This window comes from Phenylobacterium sp., from assembly GCF_030693625.1.
In the GTDB taxonomy this organism is placed as follows: domain Bacteria; phylum Pseudomonadota; class Alphaproteobacteria; order Caulobacterales; family Caulobacteraceae; genus Phenylobacterium; species Phenylobacterium ferrooxidans.
Map to the genome: position 1 here is coordinate 44,493 of NZ_JAUYAF010000074.1, position 23,481 is coordinate 67,973.

Sequence of the window (23,481 nt, forward strand, 5' to 3'; positions counted from 1 at the left end):
GCATTGAGCGTCTGGCCTGTCCCCCGGGCGGGCGGCTATGGTCGGCCGATGAACAACCTCGAAACCGTGGCCGCCTGGATCAAGGCGCGGGTGACGCGCGATCCGCCCCTGGCGACCGAGCCTGAACTCGGCACGGTGCTGCGGGTCCTGGCGATCTGGCGCTCGCGGCTGATCGCCGACGCCCTGCTTCGGCGGGAAGGCGCCAAGATCCTCAGCGGCCCCTTCGCGGGCATGGACTATGTGGGCGAAGCCACCGAAGGCGCCCTCGCCCCCCGCCTGCTGGGCTCCTACGAGTCGGAACTGCACCCGGCCATCGCCCGGTTCGCCGGCGAGGGGTTCGACTGCATCGTCGATGTGGGCTGCGCGGAGGGCTACTACGCCGTGGGCCTGGCCCGCTTGATGCCCGGGGTCACCGTCTACGCCTATGACATCGTGGAGAAGGCCCGGCGCGCCTGCGCCGACCTGGCGGCCAAGAACGGCGTCGCCGAGCGGGTGGTGGTCCGCGAGACCTTCACCCCGGAGGGCTTCGAGGAGTTCGCCGACCGCAGAACCCTGGTGATGATGGACGTGGAAGGCGCCGAGGACGACCTGCTGCGCCCCGACCTCTCGCCCGCCCTGGCGAGGATGAGCCTCATCGTGGAGACCCATGACGTCTACAGGCAGGGCGTCCTGCAGCGGATCCAGGCGCGCTTTTCCGCCACCCACGACATCCAGCGCCTGGACCAGCAGGGCAAGAGCGTGCCCCTGCCGGCCTGGCTGGCCGCCCAGGGGCACCTCGACCACCTGATCGCGGTGTGGGAATGGCGCATCCGCCCGACCCCCTGGCTGGTCATGACTCCGAAGGCGGCCGCGTGATGGCCCAGGGTTTCCGGCTGGACGGCGGGGCTGAGAGCCTGGTGTTCCTCACCACCGAGGCCGGGGCGCCGCGCCTGGTCTATTGGGGCCCTGACCTGGGCCCCGCCGATCCCATCCCGGCGCTGGCCCGGCTCGCCATCCGCGCCATTCCGCACGGCATGCTGGACGGTGGAGAGCGGCTGAGCTGGCTGCCGGAGGCCGGGCAGGGGTTCACCGGTCACCCCGGCCTGCTGGCGCACCGCAATGGCGCGCAGGTGGTCAGCCAGATGACCCTGCGCGACGCCGATCTCACCTCCGGCGCCGCGACCCTGGTCTTGGAGGACGCGGCCGCCGGGATCGAGCTGACCCTGAGCCTCAGCCTGGAGGCCGCCACCGGCGTGCTCACCAGCCGGACCACCTTGCGCAACACCGGCCCCGAGCCCCTGACCCTCGACTGGCTGGCGGCGGGCGCCCTCGACAGTCCCCACAACGACCTGCTGCTGTTCGACGGCCGCTGGACCCGCGAGTTCGCGCCGGTTCGCCAGATCCTCTCCACCGGCCTGATCGCCAAGGAGAACCGCACTGGCCGCACCTCCCACTACGCCCCGCCCTTCGCGGTGGTGGGGGAGCCCCATTTCAGCGAGACCCGCGGCGAGGCCTTCGCCCTGCACCTGGCCTGGAGCGGTGACCACCGCATCTTCGCCGAGCGTCTGAGGGACGGCCGCATCCAGGTCCAGGCCGGCGAACTGCTGCACCCCGGCGAGGTGATCCTGGGGCGGGGCGAGAGCTACCAGAGCCCGGCCCTCTACATGGCGCGCTCGGAGAGCGGGCTGAACGGAATCTCCGACCGGCTGCATCCCTTCGTCCGCGACGTGATCCTCGGTGGCCGCCTGAGGGGCAAGACAAGGCCGGTGCACTACAATGGCTGGGAGGCGATCTATTTCGACCACGACCTGGCCACCCTGAAGGGCCTGGCCGACCTGGCCGCGGAGGCCGGGGCCGAACGCTATGTCCTGGACGACGGCTGGTTCAAGGGCCGCCCCGACGACCGCTCGGGCCTGGGCGACTGGACCGTCGATCCCGCCAAGTATCCCGACGGCCTGACGCCGCTCATCGACCACGTCCGCGGCCTGGGGATGGAGTTTGGTCTGTGGGTCGAGCCGGAAATGGCCAACGCCGACTCCGACCTGCTGCGCGCCCATCCCGACTGGATCCTCGGCGACCCCGGCCGCGACCAGCCCCTGGGGCGGGGGCAGTACGTACTGGACCTCACCCGGCCCGAGGTGGCCGACAACATCTACCGACAGCTCGACGCCCTGCTGAGCCGCAACGCCATCGGTTATCTGAAGTGGGACATGAACCGCGACCTGACCCACGCGCTCAGCGGCGGGCGGGCGGCGGTCCACAATCAGACCCTGGCCGTCTACGCCCTGATGGACCGTCTGCGCGCCCCCCACCCGGTCGTCGAGATCGAGAGCTGCTCATCGGGCGGCGGCCGGGCCGACTATGAGATCCTGCGGCGCACCGACCGCATCTGGACCTCGGACTGCAACGATCCCATCGAGCGCCAGGTCATCCAGCGCGGCTTCTCGATCTTCTTCCCGCCCGAGGTCATGGGATCTCACGTGGGCGCCGCCGCCAGCCACACCACCGCGCGCACCGCCAGCCTGGACCTTCGCGCCATGACCGCCCTGGGCGGCCACATGGGGATCGAGGCCGACCTGCGGGCCTTCAGCCAGGTTGAGCGCGACCAGCTGGCTGCGGCCATCGCCCTGCACAAGACCCTGCGCGACGACCTGCACGCCGGGCGCACCCTGCGCCTGGAGCATCCCGACTGCCTTGCTTTCGCCAATCTGGGAGCGAGGAGTGTCCTGGTCTCCGCCGCCCAGGTGGAGACCTCCAGGGCCGCGGCTCTGGCGCCCCTCCGCGTGATCGGCCTGGAGCCCCAGGCGGAATTCGAGATCGTCATGATCAACCCGCCCGAGCGGCCCTTCGCCGTGATGAAGCGGCGCATTCCTCTCGTGAAGGGTGACACCCTCGTCGCCAGCGGCGACATGCTGGCGCGGACGGGCATACCCCTGCCGGTGCTGCGCGCTGGAGAGATCGCGGTCTTCCGCCTGACGCGGATCGCGCCGTGACCCTCGCCGCCCTCGCCGCCGATTTCCGGGTCCGCTTCGGGGCCGAGCCGCGCCTGTTTCGCGCGCCCGGCCGTATCAACATCATCGGCGAGCACACCGACTACTCCGAAGGCTTCGTCCTGCCCGCCGCCATCGACCGCTGGTGCGTGGTGGCGGCCGCGCCCAACGACCTCGGGCTGTTGCGCGTGGTCTCCCAGACCCTGGGGCGGGAGATGGAGGCCAGGCTCGACCGTCTCGCCCCATGCGGCGACTGGACCGACTATGTGGCCGGCCCCGCCAAGATTCTGCTGGAGGCGGGCCTGCCGATCGCGGGCGCGGACATGATGATCGCCTCGGACGTCCCGGTCGGCGCCGGTGTCAGTTCGTCGGCGGCCCTGCAGGTGGCGGTCACCCGCGCCCTGTTGGCGCTCTCCGCAATCCAGGCCGACGGCGCCCAGGTGGCCACTTGGGCCCGGGCCTCGGAGAACCGGTTCGTGGGCATGCCTTGCGGGATCATGGACAGCTTCGCCAGCGCCAACGGCGTCGAGGGTGGGGCCCTGATGTTGGACTGCCGCTCCCTGCAGGCCACGCCGGTTCCCCTGCCGGACGGGGCGAGCTTCCTGCTGGTGAACTCCATGGTCGATCACCAGCTGGTGGCCGGCGAGTACAAGCAGCGACGCGAGGATTGCGAGGCGGCCGCCCGCACCCTGGGCGTTCCGACCCTGCGGGATGTGGCCGAGGCCGACCTGCCCGCCGCCCTGCAGAGGCTCAGCGGCGCCGCCGCCAAGCGCTGCCGCCACGTGGTGACCGAAAACGCCCGCGTCGGTCGGGCGGTGAGCGCCATGACCGCCGGCGACCTGGCCGCCCTGGGCGCACTGATGAACCAGTCCCACGCGTCCTTGCGCGACGACATGGAGGTCAGCCTGCCTGTGGTCGATCAACTGGCCGCCATCGCCCAGGCCACCCCCGGGGTGCATGGCGCGCGACTGATGGGTGGCGGTTTCGGCGGCTGCGTCATCGCCCTGGTGGACAGCGCCGCGGCCGAGGCCGTTCAGGCCAGCATCGTCGCGGCCTATGGCGCGTTGATCAGCGCGACGCCCGACGCCTTCGCCTGCCGCGCGGTCGCGGGTGCGTCGGAGGTCTTCGCATGAGCCGTCCCGAACGCCGCCTCAACCTGCTCACCGGCGACTGGGTCCTGGTCTCGCCCCAGCGGGTCAGCCGGCCCTGGCAAGGCGCGGCCAGCGAGGCCGCGGTCCCCGAGCGCGTGGTCCACGACCCGGCCTGTTACCTCTGCGCCGGGGTTATGCGGGCCGGCGGCGTTCGCAATCCGGACTACGAGGGGGTCTACGTCTTCGACAACGACTATCCGGCCCTGCTGCCGGGTCAGGTGGAAGGCGGGTCCGACGACCCCCTCCTGGTGCGCGAGCCGGAGGCCGGCCTCTGCCGGGTCATCTGCTACACCCCTGACCACAGCCTCACCCTGGCCGGCATGAGCCCGGGCGAGATCGAACCCGTGGTCGAGACCTGGACCGCCCAGTTCACCGAACTGGCCGCGCGGGCCGACATCGGGGCGGTGACCATTTTCGAGAACCGGGGCGAGATGATGGGGGCCAGCAACCCGCACCCCCATGGCCAGATCTGGGCCCAGCAGCACGTTCCCAATGAGCAGGTCCGCGAGGGAGACCGCCAGCGTGAGTGGTTCGCGGCCCATGGTGAAACCCTGCTGGCGTCCTATCTCAGGCGCGAACTGGCGGCCGCCGAGCGGATCATCTGCGCCAACGAGACCTTTGTCGCCCTGGTCCCTTTCTGGGCGGCCTGGCCCTTCGAGGCCCTGGTGCTGCCGCGCCGGTCGGTCACCGGCATGGATGAACTGACGTCCACTGAGCGCGCCGGTCTTGCCGACATTCTCTCGCGCTTGACCCGGGCCTATGACCGGCTGTTCGAGGTCTCCTTCCCCTACACCATGGGGTTCCACCAGCGGCCCACGGACGGCGGCGCGCACCCACACGTCACCCTGCACGCCCACTTCTATCCGCCGCTGCTGCGGTCGGCCTCGGTGCGCAAGTTCATGGTGGGCTACGAGATGCTGGCCATGCCCCAACGCGACCTGACGCCCGAGGAGGCCGCGGCGCGTCTGCGGGACCTGACATGAACGCCCCCATCACCATGAGGCCCTTCGGGCGGGCGCCGGACGGACGGCCGGTGGAGGCCTACACCCTCACCAATGTGCATGGCATGTCGGTGTGCATCCTCACCTATGGCGGCACGGTTCAGTCGCTTCGCGCCCTGGACCGCGACGGAGAGCTGGACGACGTCGTGCTCGGCTATGACGAGCTGGAGCGCTACTTCGACAGCCCCCGCTACTTCGGCGCCCTGATCGGCCGCTACGCCAATCGCATCGCCAAGGGCTGGTTCTCCATCGACGGGCGCGACTACCAGGTCACCCGCAACGAGGGGGAGAACAGCCTGCATGGGGGTGTCGAAGGCTTCGACAAGCGGCTGTGGACCGCCAAGGCCCAGGAGACCCGGGTCGGGGCGCGGCTGACCCTCAACCTGGTCAGCCCCGACGGCGACCAGGGCTTTCCCGGCGAGCTGGCGGTGCAGGTCGCCTACGAACTGACCCGCGGCAATGAGCTGCGCCTGGACTTCCAGGCCACCACCACCGCCCCGACGGTGATCAACCTCACCAACCACAGCTACTGGAACCTGAGCGGCCTCGACGGACGCCATACGCGGGACCACGAATTCCAGGTCTTCGCCGAGGCCTACACGCCGGTCGACGAGGCCCTGCTCCCCACCGGGGAAATCGCGCCGGTGGCCGGCACGGACTTCGATTTCCGCGAGCCGCGGCTGCTGACCGTGGACCTGGACCACAACTTCGTCCTGCGTCCGAAGGGGCGCGGAGCCCTGGCGCCGGCCGCGAGACTGCATCACCCAGGCGTGGGGCGCACCTTGCAGATCGACACGACCGAACCTGGCCTGCAGGTCTTCACCGGCTTTGGCGGTGTCGCGCTCGAGACCCAGCGTTTCCCGGACGCCCCGAACCACCCGAACTTCGTCCCGACCCTGCTGCGTCCGGGCGTGATCTGGAAGTCGACGACGGTGTTCAAGCTCAGCGCCTAGAGCCTGATCGGTTAAGGTGACAGGCGGCCGCGACGGTCGCGAAGATCTTGGTGGAGAAGGCCTGGCGGCGTCGAGCTGTTTGATTTTCGGCGCGGGAGAACTTGCAGTTCCGCCCGTCGCCGATCACTGCTGAACTTCGCAGCTATTGAGCATATTTTTCTATCCGCAGGCGGCATCCAGACCCATGACCAAATTGTCCCTCGGCAAGAGCTCGCTCGCGGTGTCGCCCATGGCCTGGGGGATGTGGCGCTTCAAGGGCTCCGACGTGAAGGCCGCCCGCGCCCGGGTCGAGGCCGCGCTCGCCGCGGGGCTGACCTTTCTCGACACCGCCGACATCTACGGCCCGGACAATGACGAGCCCTTCGGCGCCGCCGAGGCCCTGTTCGGACAGGTGCTGAAGGACGCGCCGCAGATCCGCGACCAGGTCGTGCTGGCCAGCAAGGGCGGCATCGTCATGGGCACGCCCTACGACTCCAGCGCCGCCTACCTGGAGAGCGCGGTCGAGGCCTCGCTCTCGCGGATGGGGATCGACAAGATCGACCTCTATCAGATCCACCGCCCCGACCACCTGGCCCACCCGGCGCAGGTCGCCCAGGTGCTGACCCGCCTGCGCAGCGCCGGCAAGATCGGCGAGGTCGGCCTCTCCAACCACACCGCCGCCCAGGTTTCCGCCCTGCAGGCGCACCTGGCCTTCCCCATCGCCTGCGTGCAGATCGAGTTCTCTCCCCTGTTGGTGGGCCCGCTCTATGACGGGACCCTGGATCAGGCGCTGGAAACCGGCATGGGCGTCATGGCCTGGTCGCCCCTGGCCCAGGGCCGCCTGGCGGATGGTCCGTCGACGGACGAGCGCGTCCTGGCGGTCCGCGCCGAGCTGGACAGGCTGGCGGCGGCCCACGGCGTCTCCCGCACGGTCGCGGCCTATGCCTGGCTGCTGGCTCACCCTGCGGGACCCATCCCCATCATCGGTTCGCAACAGCCCGAGCGGATCGCCGAGGCCGCCAAGGCCCTCGCGGTCCAGCTGACCCGTCCCGAGTGGTACGCCGTTCTCACCGCCGCCAGAGGAGCTCCCCTGCCGTGACCCAGGCCCCTTGCGAAGTCTCCTGGTTCTCGGCGCTCTGCGATGACGACTACGAATTCCTGGGCGTGCCGGACCCGGCCCTGGCGTCCAGCTGGGAGCATTGCCGCAACATCGCCCTGACGGCGGAGAAGGGCGGCTTCGACAACATCCTGCTGCCCTCCGGCTACGGCCTGGGGATCGACACCCTGGCCTTCGCGGCCGGGATCGCGCCCTTGCTGCAGCGCATGCGCCTGCTGGCCGCCATCCGCTGCGGTGAGATGTGGCCGCCGCAGTTGGCCCGGCAGCTGGCCACTATCGACCAGATGCTGAGCGGCCGCCTGACGGTCAACATCATCTCCAGCGACATGCCCGGCGAGACCCTGCCGAGCGCCCCGCGCTACCAGCGCACCGTCGAGACCATGCACATCCTGCGCACCCTGCTGAACGGCGAGGCGCTCGACTTCGATGGCGAGTTCTACAAGCTGAAGGTGGAGCCGCCGCGCATCCGCACGGTCTCGGGCAAGTCGCCGCAGTTCTATTTCGGCGGCCTGTCGGAGGACGCTCGGGAGGCGGCCGCCAAGGGCTGCGACGTCTATCTGATGTGGCCCGACAAGCAGGAGGCGGTGAAGGAGATCCTCGCCGACATGACCGCGCGCGCCACCAAACACGGCCGTAAGCTGAAGTTCGGCTACCGCGTCCACGTGGTGGTCCGCGAGACCGAAGCGCAGGCCCGCGCCGCCGCCGACCGCCTGCTGTCGCACCTGGACGCGCCGGTCGGCGACGCCATCCGCGCCAAGTCCCTTGACAGCCAGTCGGTGGGCGTGCGCCGCCAAGCCGAACTACGCGAGAACGCCTCGGACGACGGCTACGCCGAGGCCAACCTGTGGACCGGCATCGGCCGGGCTCGCTCGGGCTGCGGCGCGGCCATCGTCGGCGATCCCGACCAGGTGCTGGCCAAGCTGCAGGCCTACCAGGCCATGGGCATCGACGCCTTCATCCTCTCAGGCTACCCCCACGCCGCCGAGGCCGACCTCTTCGCGCGCCACGTCCTGCCACGGCTGAACCACGGGCCCCTGCTGCCGTGACCCCTCAGGGCGACCCACGGGTGGGGGAGCCCGAGCAACACGAGTTCGCCTTCGCGTCCTTCGATTCCCTCGAGGGGGTCCCGGTTCTGGCCCCGGCCCCGGCCGGCACGCCGGCCTATCTGCGGCTCTACCGCGCGGGCCAGCGGATACTGCCCGGCGGCCTGATCGCCGTCGTGGTGGCGCTCGCCGCCTCGTGGCTCTCCGACCACTACGGCGCGCCGGTCATGCTGTTTGCGCTGCTGCTGGGCATGGCGGTGAATTTCGTCGGCCAGGACCCTCGCTGCCGTCCCGGCATCGACTTCATGGGCCGCACGGTCCTGCGCCTGGGCGTCGCCCTGCTGGGCGCGCGGATCACCATCGACCAGATCAACTCCCTGGGCGGCGAGGTGCTGGTGATCGCCACGGGCGGCGTGGTCCTCACCATCCTGGCCGGCTGGGGCCTCTCGCGCGCCTTCAAACTCAAGCCCGACTTCGGCATCCTCACCGGCGGCGCTGTCGCCATCTGCGGCGCCTCGGCGGCGCTGGCCCTGTCGTCGGTCCTGCCGCCCTCGCCGACCCGGGAGCGGGACACCACCCTGACCGTGGTGGGGGTCACGACGCTCTCCACCGTGGCCATGGTGCTCTACCCGCTGATCGCCGCGGCCGTGGGCCTGACCCACACGCAGGCCGGGGTCTTCCTGGGGGCCACCATCCACGACGTGGCCCAGGTGGTGGGGGCCGGCTACGGCGTCTCCAAGGAGACCGGCGACACCGCCACCATCGTCAAGCTGTTCCGCGTCGCCCTGTTGCTGCCGGTCATCGTGGTGGTGGCCCTGGTGTTCCGGTCCAAGATGGCCGCCGGCCCCTCGGGCAAGCGCCCGCCGCTGGTCCCGATGTTCCTGCTGGGCTTCGTGGCCCTGGTGGCGGTCAATTCCTCGGGCGTCGCGACCGCCAGCCTCATGGACCAGACCGGCGAGGCGTCACGCTGGTGCCTGGTCACCGCCATCGCCGCCCTGGGCGCCAAGACCTCCCTCAAGGAGCTGGCCTATGTCGGCTGGAAGCCGGTCCTGCTGATCGTCGCCGAGACTGCCGTGGTGCTGGGCTGGGTCCTGGCGATGCTGCTGCTCGGAGCGTGACAGCCGAAAGTGGACGCCGGTTTCGGCGCCCGTAACGCGACAAGCAAAGACTCTAGCTAGCAAAGTCCCGGGCCAGCTCCGCGCGCGTCGCGGGGCTCAGCAGGGCCAGGTGTCCGTAGCTCTCGTGGGCGCAGCCGATGGCCACGCTCACCGCCGGGTCACGGAACTGGGCCAGGTGTTCCGGCTTCAAGGCGAACCGCAGGAAGTGGACCGACGAGGTCTTGCCGTCCTCCCGGGTCCGCTCGATATCGCCCTCGGGAACGCCGGCCATCCGGTCCTCGCCGACCTGGACAAAGAAGTGGTCCTCCACCCCGCCCAGCCTCGCCAAGGTCGCGGCGCGGCGGACCTCGTCCTCGATCTCGAACATCACCGTGGCCACCAGTTCCGAGCCCTGTGGGATCAGCGGGTTGTAGGCCGCCAGCTCGTCGGCCAGCTGGGCCTCGCCGCCCTTCTCGATCAGCAGCATCTCCTGGACCTGGAACAGCATGGTCTCGAAGCTCTCGAAATAGAACGAGCAGATCGGCCCAAGGTCGATGCGGCGCAGGCGCTTGGTGGGCAGCAGGGCCTTGCGCCGTTCCCCCCGCACCTTGGCGAATTCGGCGTCGGGAAGCAGGTCGGCCTTGACGATCCGGCGCTCACTCAGCGGCATGGCGGTTTCCTAGAGCCCGTAGGCGCGGGCGAAGATTTCGATGGGGTGCGACTGTCGTGGCTGGGCGGCGTCGCCGGTCTCGGCGATCAGCATCTGGCCGATGTGCTTGCAGGCCAGCGGGCAGTCGGAACAGAGCTCGGCGTTGGCCTTCTGCGCCACCTGGCGGGTGGTGGGCTTGCCCACCTTCAGGGCCGCGGGCCGCGTCGCCTTCATGATCCCGAAGGTGCCGCCGTGGCCCGAGCAGCGCTCCACCACGTCGACCTTGGCGCCCGGGATCAGGCGCAGCAGGTCGGCCGACTTCTGGCCCATGTTCTGCGCCCGCGCGTGGCAGGCGTGGTGCACGGTGATCCCGCCCTCGACGGTCGAGAGCCCCGGCGCGAGCCCCTCGGTGCGGGCGATGTCGAGGAGGTATTCGCTGATGTCCCGCGTGGCCGCCGCCAGCCGCCCCACCGCGTGGTCGCCGGGATGCATCAACGGCCATTCGAACTTCATCATCAGGCCGCAGGAGGCGGTCAGGGCCACCACGTCGTAGCCGTCGGCGATCCAGGGGGTGAAGGCCAGGGCGATCCGCTGGGCGCGCCCGGCCACCTCGGTCAGGTCGCCGGCCTCCAGCTGCGGCATGCCGCAGCATTCGGGATAGATCAGCCTCGTTTCCACCCCCTGCAGCGCCAGCACGCGGGCCGCGGCCACCGCCGTATCGGGCTGGTTGTAGTCCACGAAACAGGTGGCGTAGATCACCGCCTTGCGCAGGCCGAAGGCCGGGCCCTGGGGGTTGGCCGGCACGGGCGCCTTCAGCCGGTCGGTGGCCGTCTTGGCGTGATACTTGGGCAGTTCGGCCTCGGCGTCGATCTGCGCGATGGCGTCCAGCAGCCCGCGCAGCGGCGTGTTCTTTCGCGCCGTCGCCCAGTTGGCGAGCCCCGCCAGCGGCTTGGCGAGCCTGCCGTTGCGATCAGTCTGGCCCAGCTGGTCGCGGACGAAGTCCTTCTGCCCCGCGCGGCGTTTGGCCGCCCGGTAGCGCAGGATCAGGTGCGGGATATCGATGTCGAATTCGTGCGGCGGCACATAGGGGCACTTGGTCAGGAAGCACATGTCGCAAAGCGTGCAGGCCTCATCGACCTTGGCGTAGTCGGCCTTGGCCACGCTATCGAGTTCGCCGGTGGGCGCCTCGTCGATCATGTCGAACAGGCGTGGGAAGCTGTCGCACAGATTGAAGCAGCGTCGGCAGGTGTGACAGACGTCGAACTGCCGCTCCATCTCCGCCTCGACGGCGGCCAGGTCGTAATAGGCCTCGTCGCGCCAGGCGATGGGATGGCGGAACGGCGCATCGAGGCTCCCCTCCCGCGCGGTGGTTTTCGGGCTCTCGTCCACCTGGGACCTCCAGACATGGGAGTCATTCTCCCCTTGGGGGTCACGCTCCGTTCTCAACCGTTCACGTCATCCCGGCCGCAGCGTAGCGGAGAGCCGGGACCCAGGGGCGGCGGGCTGGGGCCCTGGGTCCCGGATCGGCCTATCGGCCGTCCGGGATTACGGAAAGATGGGCGAAACCGCGACCCAGTCCCGACGTCTCTAACCCAGGGTCTCGAGCGCCCGCTGGAAACGGCCGGCGTGGGACTTCTCGGCCTTGGCCAGGGTCTCGAACCAGTCGGCGATCTCGTCGAAGCCTTCGTCGCGGGCGGTCCGCGCCATGCCCGGATACATGTCGGTGTACTCGTGGGTCTCGCCGGCGATGGAGGCCTTGAGGTTCAGCTCGGTGCCGCCGATGGGCAGGCCGGTGGCGGGGTCGCCCACGCCTTCCATGAATTCAAGGTGACCGTGGGCGTGGCCGGTCTCCCCCTCGGCGGTGGAGCGGAACACCGCGGCCACGTCGTTATAGCCTTCGATGTCGGCCTTCTGGGCGAAGTAGAGGTAGCGGCGGTTGGCCTGGCTTTCGCCGGCGAAGGCGTCCTTCAGGTTCTGCAGGGTCTTGCTGGTGGCAAGCGTCATCTGGTCATCTCCCTATGAGTCGAAGGGTGTCCGGGCGTCGAGGCCCAGCCTTGCTCAATCGCCACTATGGGCGCTTTCCGACATAGACCTAATCGAATTAATCTATCCACAGCATAGACCCGCTCGATGACCGGCCCGCCCACCCGATCGGGCTTTCATTTGTGATCGTTGATAAGTTATCTTGATCTTGATCAAGGCCGGTCCCTTCGGGGGCCTGAACCTTGGCGATGAGGAAACCGCGCTCCGGCGCCATGGGATCACAGACATGTCCGAAGCCGCCACCCTGTCGCGCCCCGCCCAGAAGACCGAGCATTTCGACGTCCTGATCGTCGGCGCCGGCATCTCCGGGGTCGGCGGCGCCTATCACCTGGCCAAGGAGCGGCCGGGGACCAGCTTCGTGGTGCTGGACAACCAGGACAAGTTCGGCGGCACCTGGACCACCCACACCTATCCCGGCATCCGCTCCGACAGCGACCTCTACACCTTCGGCTATCACTTCAAGCCCTGGGTCGGCGCCCCCATCGCCACGGCCGACGAGATCCTGCGCTACATGGGCGAGGTGATCGAAGAGAACGATCTGGACCGCCACATCCGCTACAAGCACCGCATCCTCAGCGCCGTCTGGTCCAGCCAGGACAATCTCTGGACCCTGGAGGCCGAGCGCACCGACACCGGCGAGCGCCTGCGCTTCACCACCAACTTCCTGTGGATGTGCCAGGGCTATTTCCGCCACGCCAAGGGCTATACGCCCGAGTGGGAGGGGATGACCGACTACAAGGGCAAGATCGTCCATCCCCAGACCTGGCCGGCCGACCTCGACTACAAGGGCAAGAAGGTCCTGGTGATCGGCTCGGGCGCCACGGCCGCGACCCTCGTCCCGGCCATCGCCGGGGACTGCGAGCACGTCACCCTGCTGCAGCGCTCGCCGACCTATTTCATTCCGGGCCGCAACGCCAATGAGCTGGCCGACACCCTGCGCGAGCTGAAGATCGACGAGAAGTGGATCCACGAGATCGTCCGTCGCAAGATCGTCCATGACGGCGACGCCTTCGCCCGCCGGGCGGTGGAGGACACCGAGGCGGTCACCGCCGAGCTGCTGGGCGGCGTGCGCGCCTTCCTGGGCGAGGACTTCGACGTGGCCAAGCACTTCACCCCCCGCTACCGCCCCTGGCGTCAGCGCATCGCCTTCATCCCGGACGGCGACCTGTTCCGCGGCATCGCCTCGGGCAAGGCCTCCATCGTCACCGACGAGATCGACCGTTTCACCGAGAAGGGCATCCTGCTGAAGTCGGGCCAGGAGCTGGAGGCCGACATCATCGTCACCGCCACCGGCTTCGAGCTCTGCGTGCTGGGCGACATCGACTTCACCATCGACGGCAAGAAGCTGAACTTTGGCGACACCGTCACCTATCGCGGCATGATGTTCACCGGCGTGCCCAACATGGTCTGGGTGTTCGGCTACTTCCGAGCCTCCTGGACCCTGCGGGCCGACATGGTGGCCGAGTTCGTCCTGCGCCTGCTGAATCACATGGACAAGAAGGGCGCCAAGAAGGTCGAGGTCGCCCTGCGTCCGGAAGACAAGGACATGCCGCTGCTGCCCTGGATCGACCCGGAGAACTTCAATCCCGGCTACCTGATGCGGGGCATGCACCTGCTGCCCAAGAGCGGCGACAAGCCCGAATGGCGCCACAGCCAGGACTACCTCACCGAGAAGGACCAGTTCCCGGCCATCGACCTCGACGACAAGGCCTTCGTCTACAAGTGAGGACTCCTCTCCCCGTTCAGGGGGAGAGGGTAGGGTGAGGGGGCGCGCAGCAGGGCTGCGCGTCTCGGCCTTGGAGCAACAACGGAACGTCAGAAAGAGCCCTCACCCTACCCTCTCCCGCAGGCGGGAGAGGAGGTGCTGGCTTCGTCGCCCGCGCCTCTACGAGATGGTTCTCACCCTGGAGGCATAGACTTCGAGCCGGTCCCGGATCAGGCTCCAGATATAAGCGAGAGCATGATTCACGCCTGAGCCGGGACCGCTGCGCGGTTCCGTCTCAAGCGATCATGCTCTAGTCGCGCCACTCGCTCAGGGTCTCGCCGGTGTCGCCGTCCAGGAAGGCGACCCGGTCATAGGCCACGGCGTAGAGGCAGATGGGCCGATGGTTGGGCGACTCGCTCCAGCAATGGTGGGCCTGACCGTCCTTGAAGCCCACCAGCCGGCCTTCGAGGCGGAGGCGATAGGTGTGGGAGAGCACCGAGGTGTCGGCCTTGTCCACCTTGCGGACGAACTCGTAGGGTCGGTCACCCCGCCGTGACACCCGCGAGCCGGACGTCTCGAACACCTGGGCCAGGGCCAGGGTCTGGGCGGCCGGCGGGGACGGCGTCGCCTGAACCTCGAAGGTCCGCTTCGGCGGGCAGGTCTCGGACGCGGCCCACGGGCGCGGTATCCAGAATCCCTCGACGGCCTCGATCTCGGCCGTCTCATCCAGGTCCTTCACCAGCGGTAGGGGCGTCAGGTTCACGGGCCGCGCCACCAGGCGCAGCACCCCCTTGTCGATGTCGTACTCGGCGAAGGCCTGGCTGCTGTCCGCGCCGGTCCTGGGGCCGTTGCAGCCGAAGGCGATGTCCAGGCGGAAGGTCCGTCCGATCAGCGGCGAGCGGTTGGCGGCGGGTTCGGCGCCCGTGGCGAAGGCGGTCGTGGCGAGGTCGGCGGCGTCCACCAGGTCGGCCCGGGTCAGGGCGGGCGGCGGCGCGGCGGCGATGGGGGCCGCCGGCGGTGGCGGCGCCGGCGCGGGAGCGGCGGGCTCGGGGGCGTCTGGCCGGCTCAAGACCGCGAACAGCACAACCGCGCCGCCGACGGCGGCGATGCTGAGCGGCGCGATCAGCGAGAGTTTGCGACGAGGCGTCGCCGGTCTATCATCAGACATCGACGAACCTTAGCAGATGGCGGCGGCATTTTGACAGTTCCTCAGAGATTTCTGGGCGCGGGGCTCAGGAACGAGGAGCAAGCTTCACTGTTACAGCCTGCGTCTGCGCCGCGATGACCGCCCACCAACTGATCGCGCTTGCGGTCCTGGTCTCGGTGGTTGCGGCCCTGATCTGGGGGAAGCTCCGCTCTGACGTGGTGGCCCTGGCCGGCGCCGCCGTGCTGCTGGGCACACGGACGATCCGTCCGGTCGAGGTGCAGGGCGCCTTCGCCAGCCCTGCGATCATCGCCCTGGCCAGCCTCTTCGTCATCGCCTACGCCATGGAGCTGTCAGGCCTGCTCGGCTTGGCCATCCGCTATGCGACCCGCCTGTGCGCCCGGCTGGGTGCGCTCGGCATCTGGCTGGTCATCGTGGTCTGCGGCGCCGCCTCGGCCTTCCTCAACAACACCCCCATCGTCGTGCTGTCGGCGCCGGTGGTGCGCGATGTGGCCCAGTCCCTCGACCTGTCGCCCAAGCGATTCCTCATTCCGTTGTCCTACGTCACCATCCTCGGCGGGGCCTGCACTCTGATCGGCACCTCGACCAACCTGTTGGTCAACGACATGGCCCGCAACGCCGGCCAGCCGGGATTCGGCATGTTCGAGGTGACCCCTGTCGCCCTGATCGTCGCCCTGGTGGGCGGGGTCTACCTGTTCCTGTTCGGCGGCCGCCTGCTCAGCGGCGCCAGCAGTCCCGAGCCGGCCGAGGCGCTTCCCGCCAAGGCGGCGCAGGCCACGGGGGACGACCCGGACCTGGCGCCCGCCTCACCGGTCTTCCGGCCCTTCGAGGCCATCGCCTCCCTCGTCGTCTTCGTGGCCGTGGTGGTGGTGGCGGCCTTCGGGATCGCGCCCATCGCGGCATCGGCCTTCTCCGGCGCCGTGCTCCTCGTCCTCATGCGGGTGATCAGCATCGACGACGCCTACAAGGGGCTCCGGCCGGAAATCCTGTTGCTCATCGCCGGCATGGTGGTGGTGGGTCTGTCCCTGGAGGTGACAGGCCTCGCCTCCCTGGCTACCGACGCCCTCGTGGGATGGGTCGAGGTCCTGGGTCCGGGCCTGGCGCTGGTCCTTCTCTACGGTGCGACCCTGTTGCTCACCGAGATTCTCTCCAACGCCGCCGTCGCCGTGCTGTTGACCCCGGTGGCCGTGGCCCTGGCTGAAAGCCTCGGCGTCAGCCCCAGGCCCTTCCTGATCGGCATCATGATGGCGGCCAGCGCGGCCTTCGCCACGCCCTTCGGCTACCAGACCAATGTGCTGGTCTATCAACTGGGCCGCTATTCCTACATGGACTTCGTGAAGATCGGCGTGCCGCTCAACCTCCTGACCTGGGCGGTCGGGGCCGCGGCCATCCCGGTGTTCTTCCCGTTCTAACCGCCGGGAGCACCGGACTTCGCGAGCATCACGTGATTGTCAAGCTGTAGAGGGCGCCCAATTTCCCTGCCAGAGGCTATATCCTCAGGACAGTCGGGAGAGATAGTTGGGACAATGATGCATGACATGACCTCGGAAACCGTTCTTGTTGTTTGCAGTGACGCAAAGCTCGCGGATCATCTTCTCGATAGCCTGTTTCAAAATGGCGTGAATGCTGTCGGCCCGGTCGACAGTGCTCGAATGGCCATTGCTGTCGCCACCAATGCCCAGCCCACCCTGGCGGTCATCGCCAATCCGCCCACCGGCCGGCGCGGCGCTGTCGAGCTCGCCCAGGCGCTGGAGCGTGACTGGGGCATCCGATCCTGGATTCTGGACGACGCCGTGTCGGAGCGGGACCGGACATCCGGCGACCTCGCCTGGTCGGCCAACCCCCGGCAGATCGAGGGCCTGCGCCGGGTCCTCGGACGATCCGACGAGATCGACGCCGTCTGTCTCTGACCCGGTCTACCCCGAGTTCCGCAAGCCCGCCGCCACCCCATTGATCGCCAGGTGGATGCCCTCCCGCACCTCTGGCGTGTCGTCGCCTGAGCGCCGCCGGCGGATCAGTTCGATCTGCAGGTGGTTGAGCGGATCGATATAGGGCAGGCGTGAACGGATGATCGCCGCCAGGTCCGGGTTCTTCTCGAGCAAGGACGACTGGCCGGTGATGGTCAGCAGGGCCGTGGTGGTGCGCTCCATCTCCGCCCGGATCTGGCCGAAGATGGCCTCGGCCAGGGCGCGGTCCTCCACCAGTCCGGCATAGCGCTGGGCGATGGCGATGTCGGCCTTGGCCAGCACCATCTCCATATTGGCCAGGGTCGTGGAGAAGAACGGCCAGGTCTGGTGCAGGTCCTGGAGCTGCTCGGGCGCCAGGCCCGCGGCCTCCACCGCCGAGCCGAAGCCGTACCAGCCGGGCAGCATGACGCGCGCCTGCGACCAGGAGAACACCCAGGGAATGGCGCGCAGGCCCTCGACGGTCCGGGTGGCCTGGCGCGAGGTCGGCCGGCTGCCGATGTTCAGGTCGGCGATCTCCGCGATCGGGGTGGCGGCGAAGAAGTAGTCGGCGAACCCCCTGGTCTCGTAGACCAGGGCCCGATAGGCGCGGAAGCTGGCGTCGGAGAGCTTGTCCATGATCTCCGCGTGGGCCGCGCGCGCGCTCACGTCGCGCTGGCGCAGGGAGGCCAGCACCACCCCGGCGGTCAGGGTCTCCAGGCTTTGCCGGGCCAGCTGCGGATCGGCGTACTTGTTGGCCACCACCTCCCCCTGCTCGGTGATGCGGATATGGCCGTTCACGGTGCCGACGGGCTGGGCCAGCAGGGCGTCGAAGCTCGAGCCGCCGCCCCGGCCCACCGTGCCGCCCCGCCCGTGGAACAGCTGCAGGGACAGGCCCGCGGCCTTCGTCGCCTCCACCAGGGCTGTCGAGGTCTGGTGCAGGGTCCAGGTGGAGGTGAGATAGCTGCCGTCCTTGTTGCTGTCGGAATAGCCAATCATCACCTCCTGCCGGCCGGTGGCGGCCAGCAGCCGCCGGACCAGGGGCAGGGCGAGATAGCGGGTCATGGTCTCAGGCGCGTCGCGCAGGTCGGCGATGGTCTCGAACAGAGGTTCGGCGAAGATCCGCGTGCTGCTCGGATCGTCAGGCTTGAAGAGCCCTACCTCCTTGAGCAGCAGGTAGACCTCCAGCAGGTCGGAGACCGAGGTGGTGTTGGAGACGATATAGGCCTTGATGGCCTCGGGGCCGTACAGCCGCACGGCCTCGGCGGCGGCCTGCAGGACCGCGTGCTCCTTGGCCGTCTCCTCGCTGTAGGTGGCGTAAGGTGAGTGCAGCAGCCGCCCGTGGGAAAGCTCCTTGACCAGCAGGTCGCAGCGCTCCTCCTCGCAGAGCGCCTCATAGTCGGGGCAGACCCCAGCCACCTTCAGCAGTTCGGCGGCCACCCGGGCGTGGACGGCGGAGTTCTGGCGCATGTCCAGGGTCGACAGGTGGAAACCGAAACAATCGACGGCGCGGATCAGGTCGGGGAGGGCGCCCTCGGCGAACACCTCGCCATGCTGGGCGATCAGGCAGTCCTGCAGCACCTGTAGATCGGCCTTCAAGTCTTCGGGGCTCGTATAGGGCGGGGTGCGGAAGGGGGTCGGGCGGGGCGTGCCGCCGGTCAGGGCGGGATAGGCCGCCGCCAGCCGGGCATAGATGCCGGTGAGCGCCCGGCGATAGGGCTCCTGCGCCCGGCTCAGGGAGGTGTCGGGCGAGCGGTCGGCCAGGGCCTGAAGTTCCGGCGTGATCCGGGCCAGGGTCGCGGAGATGGAGAGCTCTGCGCCCAGGGCGTTGATCCGCGCCAGGTGGCTGTCCAGGGCCGCGCGGGCCTGACGCGCGAAGGCGTGCCGCATGATCTCGGCGGTGACGAAGGGATTGCCGTCGCGGTCGCCGCCGACCCAGGACCCCACCCGCAGGAAGCTGGGCAGATCAACGCCAGGGGTCAGCTCCCGCCAGTGGGCGTAGAGCCTGGGCAGTTCGGTCAGGAAGCTGCGCTCGAAATAGGAGACCGCGTTCTCGATCTCGTCGGTGACCCCCAGCTTCACGCCGCGCAACAGCCGGGTGCGCCAGATGATGGCGATCTGCCGGACCAGCTCGCGCTCATGGGCCGCGCGGGCAGGCAGGTCTGGGGTGTCGTGGACCTCCAGCGCCTGCATGATGGCGCCGGCGCGGTCCAACAGGCTCTTGCGGCGCACCTCGCTGGGGTGGGCGGTGATCACCGGGGCGATCACGGCGTCGGCCAGCAGCGCGGCCACCTGGTCGGCGTCGATCCCGGCGTCGGCCAGGCTGCGCATCGCCCCGGCCAGGGTGTCGGCGCGGCCCTCGGCCTCGCGGCCGCGGCGGCGCTGGATCTGATCCTCGGCGATGTTGGTGATCTGCAGGAAGCAGGCGAAAGAGTGGGCGAAACGCACCGCATCGGGCAGCGACAGGGCGCTCAGCCGGCTTTCAACGGCCTTGTCGCCCACACCCGGGCCATTCCTGTGCAGGGCCACCGAGGCCTGGCGGATCTGCTCGATCTCGTCATAGACCGCCTGCCCATCCTCCGAACGGATGACGTCGCCCAGGATACGTCCCAGGAAACGCACCGTGGCGCGGAGCTGGACCGGCAGGGAATGTGGCATGACGACCTCTCGACGAACGCTTATGACACCGGTGTCATCGGTCCTGCAACCCGCAGTACCACTTCATGCGACGCCCAAACCTCAACGCCCCGGCCGATAGGTCCGCTCCGTGTGGCCGGCGACCTGCTCGGGATAGAAGTAGACCTCCCGCAGGTCACCCGCGGCGTAGCGCTCCGCCTGGTCGTTGAAGTGCCTGGAGGCCGGATCGCCGCTCTCCCCGCCGGCCGAGATCGCCCGGGCGCGCACCTTGGCGCCGAACTCCACGACGGCGACGAAGCTGTTGCCGCTGGTCCCGTAGTACCGCTTGGTCCCGGGCTTGCGGCCGGCCCCGAAGGAGGCCAGCGAACCCCACTGGGCCGAGGCGAAGGGCACGGGGAGGCTGGGCGCCGCGTCGCTGAACGGCTGGACCAGGTCGCCGGTCAGCCGCTGGAAGCGGTTGATCTCGCCCCAGGGGGTGCGCCAGCTCCCGAAATCGGCGGCCAGCCGGTCCGAGGCGGTGGCCAGGGCCGCCAGCTTCTGCTCGGACGTGGTCTGGCTGACCATGTCGTCATAGACCGGACGACGCGCCGCCCGCGCCGCCACCGCCACCTCGCCCCACAGCTGCTCGGCCCAGAACACCGCCAGGGAGGTGGCCTCCGACTCCGCCGACGACCGGCGGTCCCAGCTCCGCAGCAGGCCGATCTGGTCGGCGAGCTTGGCCTTCAGCGGACTGGTGGCCGGGGTCGTGTCATAGGCCGCCAGCAGCGGCGGGATCAGCTGGTCGAAGGCGGTGAGATGCGGGTCGTAGGCCGCCGCGAGAAGAGCCGACAGCGTAAAGTCCTTGCGGTCCTTCAGCACCGCGATGGCGTGGATCCCGCGCGGGTTCTCTCCGGCTGAGTCCATGTAGCGCGGGAAGTCGGCCTGCCTGGGGCTGTAGGCTCCGGCGGCGGAGTAGGGCCAGTTGTTGGTGTTGGTGATCCAGCCGTTGGGCGGGCTCAGCACGTGCGGCGCCTCGGTGACCGCGTGCAGCCCCTTCCAGTCGGTGTCCGGGTTCGCCCCGTCCACCGGCGCGCGATAGTCGAACCGGTCGTCGCGCCTGGGAATGAACTGGGGATGCAGGTAGGCCACCGCGCCCTTGGAGTCGGCGAACAGGGTGTTGTTGGAGGAGTTGGCCTGCAACGCCATGACCTTCATGTAGCTGGCGTAGTCAGTGGCCTTGGTCCGCAGGAACGACTGGCTCAGCGCCGCGATCGGACGGTGCATCAGGGCCACGCTGATCGCCTTGCCGTCGGCCTCGCGGACGATCGGGCCGTGGTGGGTGCGGTAAGTCGTGAAGGTCCTGGCCTTCATCGAGCCGTCGGCGGCGCGGTAGGGCACGGTGATTAGCTTGGAGGCGACCGGGCGGGTCTCGGCGCCGTAGCGATAGGTCAGCCTGTCGGCGCTCAGGGTCTCGGCGAACTCGTCGATCACGTCGACGCCGCTGGAGGTGTGCATCCAGCCGGCATTGGCGTTGAAGCCCTGGTAGATGAAGAATTGCCCCCAGGTCGCCGCGCCATAGACGTTCAGCCCTTCGTCGCTGCTCACCTGCTGCTCGGAGCGAAAGAAGAAGCTGGTGTGGGGATTGATCAACAGAAGGGCGTGACCGGCCGTGGTGTTGGCCGGCGCGATGGCGAAGCCGTTGGAGCCCGAAGGTTCCCTGAACCGGGCCAGGGCAACCTGTTCCTCACCCATCGAGGTCTGGCGGCCGCCGTAGAAGGCTTCAAGCTGGGGCAGCGAGATGCTCTCGATATCGCCGCCGATGCTGCCCTCGGTGAAGGAGAGCGCCATCCAGGGTTCGAAGCGCCTGATCACCCGGGGCGTCACCTTCGGGTGGGTGGCCAGGTAGTAGTTGAGACCGTCGGCCCAGGCGGTCATCAGGGTCTGCAGCCAAGCCGGACTTTGCGCGTACTGGGTCTGGAGCTCGGCGGGATCGATGAACAGCTTCATCCGCAGGTCCTGCCAGATCGCCGTCTCGCCCTCAGCCTCGGCCAGGCGGCCCATGGCGTTGATGTAGTTGGTCTCCACCCGGTTGAAGTCGTCCTCGGCCTGGGCGTAGACCATGCCGAACACGGCGTCAGCGTCGGTCTTGCCGTGGACGTGGGCGATGCCCCAGTCGTCGCGGACGATGGTGACGGCGGCGGCCTGCTTTTCCCACCCCGGCCGGTCATCGGCCGCGGCCGGCGTGGCGAGGGCGATCAGGACGAGGAAGGCGAGGACGCGCGGGAGCATGTGCATGCCGCGACGCTAGGGTCTGGCCATGGCCACGGCAACGCCGCGGTTCCCAGAAACCGGTGTCACCCTGTCGGGCGCTAGGCGATCAGGCGCCGGGCGGCGGATTCAAGCACCGCGCGGGTCTGCTCCACCGAGAGGCCCTGCTCCTCGCGCAGGCGCGACCAGGCCTCGAAGCTCAACAGCAGGTCGAGGGCCTCAAGGGTCGGGGTGTCGACCGCGTCGCCCACGACCCGCTCCAGGATTTCCCGCAGCCGCCGGGAGAGGCGGTTTGCGTCATCCCCGAGGAACCGCGACCGGTGGCGAAAGGCGTCGGAGGCCTTGCGGAACGGACCGATCTTCTCGAACGCCACGCCGCGGCGGCCCACCAGCTCCACGACCCGACCCGGCCAGTCGGCGGCCTGGAAGGGCTGGCCGGCGACCGCCTGGACCTCGGCCTCGATGGCCTCGGACATCTCGCGGTAGAGGCTGTCCATGTCGCTGAAGTGACGGAAGACGGTGCGCAGGCCGACATCGGCCCGGACCGCCACCTGTTCGGCGCTGGGGGCGATCTCCCCCGATTGCACGATCTCGAGCATAGCGGCCACGATGCGGGCGCGATTGTCCTCGCCGCGCCGCCGCCGGCCGTCGGAGGAGCCCGCCGGCTCCGCCACATTCACTTCAGCCCGTTCGGTCACGCGATCTACTCACCCAGCCCACAACCGGTGATTAGGCCCGCTTGCCGTCCCGCGCCAGTCTTCAGGCGAACAGGGCCATGCATCTGGTGGGGGCTAGGATGGAATCGACCTGCGCCCGGGCGCCGGCCTCCAGATCCGCCCGCGACGAACGCAGCCACTGGAGGCACTTGGCCTGGTAGGGGAAGGGCTGCTGGCTCCAGGCCTGGCCGTCCACCACCGCCTCGACCTCCGAAGCGCCCGCCATCACCGCCCGCGCATTGGCCAGCATGACCGGCGGATAAACCCGGCCGATCTCGCTCAGCAGGGCGATCAGGGTTTGCGGCAGGGCTGCGACATCGTTCCAGCCGTCATCAGTCGGCTCGACCCCCGACTGGTCCTCCATCATCCCGACCCACGCAGTGACGCGCGGCGCTGTCTTCAGGGTCAGGGCCATGGGCGTCGGGTCGAACTCGGCGAGCTGGGTCAGCTGGCCGAACACGGCGAAATCCGCGGAAGACGGTCGATGACCCAGCAGGTAGGGCTGACGTGTCAGGTGCGCGTCGAAGGCCTTCAGGAAGCGGACATAGGCCGCCTCGATAACGGGACCCGTCACGGCGTTGGAGCCGACGTAGCGCAGCCGACCGATCTGGCGCTCGGCGAACATCGCGCCGCGAGCCGCCAGCTCCTCGTCGGGTACGCAGAACCCGCGCCAGCAGGGCAGGATGGCGGCGGCCTTGGCGATGTCGGCCTCGTAGGCCCAGCGGTAGTGGAACATGGCCTTGGTCAGCCACTCGTCGGCATAGTCCTCGATCAGCTCGTTGAGGAAGGCCAGGGCCGGATCGGCAGGGATGAGGCTGCGGCCTTCGTGCTCCCGCTCCAGCCGCCGGATGATCGGGGTGGAGTCGGTGACCGCCTGCAACGTTCCGGCCTCATCAGGCAGGTAGAAGGTCGGCAGCAGGGCGACCTTGGGCTGCGGCAGGCCCGCCAGGGCCGGACCGCTGGGGGGCAGGAACCGGTAGGCGATCCGCCGGTAGCGCAGCACCGCCAGCATCTTGCGGGTGTAGGGCGAGCCGGGGGCGCCGGAAAGGGCGATAGGGTCGGTCAT

19 protein-coding genes and 1 pseudogene are annotated in these 23,481 nt (G+C 69.1%); 12 read left to right on the forward strand and 8 right to left on the reverse strand.

All coding sequences use genetic code 11. The annotated features are described in order from the left end of the window. Positions 1-3 precede the first annotated feature (3 nt). The 8 genes from Q8N10_RS17300 (at position 4) to Q8N10_RS17335 (ending at position 9,331) form a co-directional block, all read left to right on the forward strand. Complete coding sequence (locus Q8N10_RS17300) at positions 4-855, forward strand: class I SAM-dependent methyltransferase (RefSeq protein ID WP_305663962.1); 852 nt, start codon at positions 4-6, stop codon at positions 853-855. Next, positions 855-2,972, forward strand: coding sequence for an alpha-galactosidase (locus Q8N10_RS17305; protein ID WP_304777240.1), 2,118 nt, complete (start codon positions 855-857; stop codon positions 2,970-2,972). The genes Q8N10_RS17300 and Q8N10_RS17305 overlap by 1 nt, the downstream gene beginning before the upstream one ends. Beyond that, on the forward strand, positions 2,969-4,102 hold the full coding sequence (galK, locus tag Q8N10_RS17310; RefSeq protein WP_304777241.1) for a galactokinase: 1,134 nt from the start codon (positions 2,969-2,971) through the stop codon (positions 4,100-4,102). Before Q8N10_RS17305 ends, galK begins: the two co-directional genes overlap by 4 nt. Then, positions 4,099-5,103: a UDP-glucose--hexose-1-phosphate uridylyltransferase gene (locus Q8N10_RS17315; protein WP_304777242.1), complete on the forward strand. Its 1,005-nt coding sequence runs from the start codon at positions 4,099-4,101 to the stop codon at positions 5,101-5,103. The genes galK and Q8N10_RS17315 overlap by 4 nt, the downstream gene beginning before the upstream one ends. After that, positions 5,100-6,074: an aldose epimerase family protein gene (locus Q8N10_RS17320; protein ID WP_304777243.1), complete on the forward strand. Its 975-nt coding sequence runs from the start codon at positions 5,100-5,102 to the stop codon at positions 6,072-6,074. The genes Q8N10_RS17315 and Q8N10_RS17320 overlap by 4 nt, the downstream gene beginning before the upstream one ends. 184 nt (positions 6,075-6,258) lie before the next feature. Next, entirely contained in the window at positions 6,259-7,152 is an 894-nt protein-coding gene (locus Q8N10_RS17325) for an aldo/keto reductase family oxidoreductase (RefSeq protein ID WP_304777244.1), read from the forward strand. Next, the gene (locus Q8N10_RS17330; RefSeq protein ID WP_304777245.1) at positions 7,149-8,216 is read left to right on the forward strand and encodes an LLM class flavin-dependent oxidoreductase; all 1,068 of its coding nucleotides are present in this window, start codon (positions 7,149-7,151) and stop codon (positions 8,214-8,216) included. Before Q8N10_RS17325 ends, Q8N10_RS17330 begins: the two co-directional genes overlap by 4 nt. Continuing rightward, complete coding sequence (locus Q8N10_RS17335) at positions 8,213-9,331, forward strand: YeiH family protein (protein ID WP_304777246.1); 1,119 nt, start codon at positions 8,213-8,215, stop codon at positions 9,329-9,331. Before Q8N10_RS17330 ends, Q8N10_RS17335 begins: the two co-directional genes overlap by 4 nt. 52 nt (positions 9,332-9,383) lie before the next feature. On the opposite strand, the gene Q8N10_RS17340 is transcribed toward Q8N10_RS17335, so the two are convergent. After that, the gene (locus Q8N10_RS17340) at positions 9,384-9,980 is read right to left on the reverse strand and encodes a DUF3501 family protein (protein WP_304777247.1); all 597 of its coding nucleotides are present in this window, start codon (positions 9,978-9,980) and stop codon (positions 9,384-9,386) included. A gap of 9 nt (positions 9,981-9,989) precedes the next feature. Beyond that, complete coding sequence (locus Q8N10_RS17345; protein ID WP_304777248.1) at positions 9,990-11,348, reverse strand: heterodisulfide reductase-related iron-sulfur binding cluster; 1,359 nt, start codon at positions 11,346-11,348, stop codon at positions 9,990-9,992. A 67-nt stretch (positions 11,349-11,415) separates the two neighbouring features. Between Q8N10_RS17345 and Q8N10_RS21080 the strand changes: the two are divergent. Continuing rightward, positions 11,416-11,550: pseudogene (locus tag Q8N10_RS21080) on the forward strand (hypothetical protein); the annotation flags it as partial. Here Q8N10_RS21080 and Q8N10_RS17350 read toward each other — a convergent pair. Then, entirely contained in the window at positions 11,547-11,963 is a 417-nt protein-coding gene (locus Q8N10_RS17350; RefSeq protein WP_304698448.1) for a rubrerythrin family protein, read from the reverse strand. The pseudogene Q8N10_RS21080 and the gene Q8N10_RS17350 overlap by 4 nt on opposite strands. Positions 11,964-12,228: 265 nt before the next feature. On the opposite strand from Q8N10_RS17350, the gene Q8N10_RS17355 reads away from it, so the two are divergent. Then, entirely contained in the window at positions 12,229-13,728 is a 1,500-nt protein-coding gene (locus tag Q8N10_RS17355) for an NAD(P)/FAD-dependent oxidoreductase (RefSeq protein ID WP_304777249.1), read from the forward strand. A gap of 289 nt (positions 13,729-14,017) precedes the next feature. On the opposite strand, the gene Q8N10_RS17360 is transcribed toward Q8N10_RS17355, so the two are convergent. Continuing rightward, positions 14,018-14,875 carry a hypothetical protein gene (locus Q8N10_RS17360; protein WP_304777250.1) on the reverse strand — a complete coding sequence of 286 codons (858 nt, stop codon included), beginning with the start codon at positions 14,873-14,875 and terminating at the stop codon, positions 14,018-14,020. A gap of 113 nt (positions 14,876-14,988) precedes the next feature. Between Q8N10_RS17360 and Q8N10_RS17365 the strand changes: the two genes are divergently transcribed. Further along, entirely contained in the window at positions 14,989-16,284 is a 1,296-nt protein-coding gene (locus Q8N10_RS17365) for an SLC13 family permease (protein WP_304777251.1), read from the forward strand. Between the two features lie 126 nt (positions 16,285-16,410). Further along, positions 16,411-16,782: a hypothetical protein gene (locus tag Q8N10_RS17370; RefSeq protein WP_304777252.1), complete on the forward strand. Its 372-nt coding sequence runs from the start codon at positions 16,411-16,413 to the stop codon at positions 16,780-16,782. A 6-nt stretch (positions 16,783-16,788) separates the two neighbouring features. On the opposite strand, the gene ppc is transcribed toward Q8N10_RS17370, so the two are convergent. The 4 genes from ppc to Q8N10_RS17390 all read right to left on the reverse strand — a co-directional run bounded on the left by ppc (position 16,789) and on the right by Q8N10_RS17390 (position 23,481). Then, on the reverse strand, positions 16,789-19,473 hold the full coding sequence (ppc, locus tag Q8N10_RS17375) for a phosphoenolpyruvate carboxylase (RefSeq protein WP_304777253.1): 2,685 nt from the start codon (positions 19,471-19,473) through the stop codon (positions 16,789-16,791). Between the two features lie 81 nt (positions 19,474-19,554). Continuing rightward, positions 19,555-21,726, reverse strand: a complete 2,172-nt coding sequence (locus Q8N10_RS17380; protein WP_304777254.1) for a penicillin acylase family protein — start codon at positions 21,724-21,726, stop codon at positions 19,555-19,557. A 74-nt stretch (positions 21,727-21,800) separates the two neighbouring features. Beyond that, positions 21,801-22,397, reverse strand: coding sequence for a TetR/AcrR family transcriptional regulator (locus Q8N10_RS17385; protein WP_304777255.1), 597 nt, complete (start codon positions 22,395-22,397; stop codon positions 21,801-21,803). Between the two features lie 61 nt (positions 22,398-22,458). After that, positions 22,459-23,481, reverse strand: coding sequence for a glutathione S-transferase family protein (locus tag Q8N10_RS17390; protein WP_304777256.1), 1,023 nt, complete (start codon positions 23,479-23,481; stop codon positions 22,459-22,461).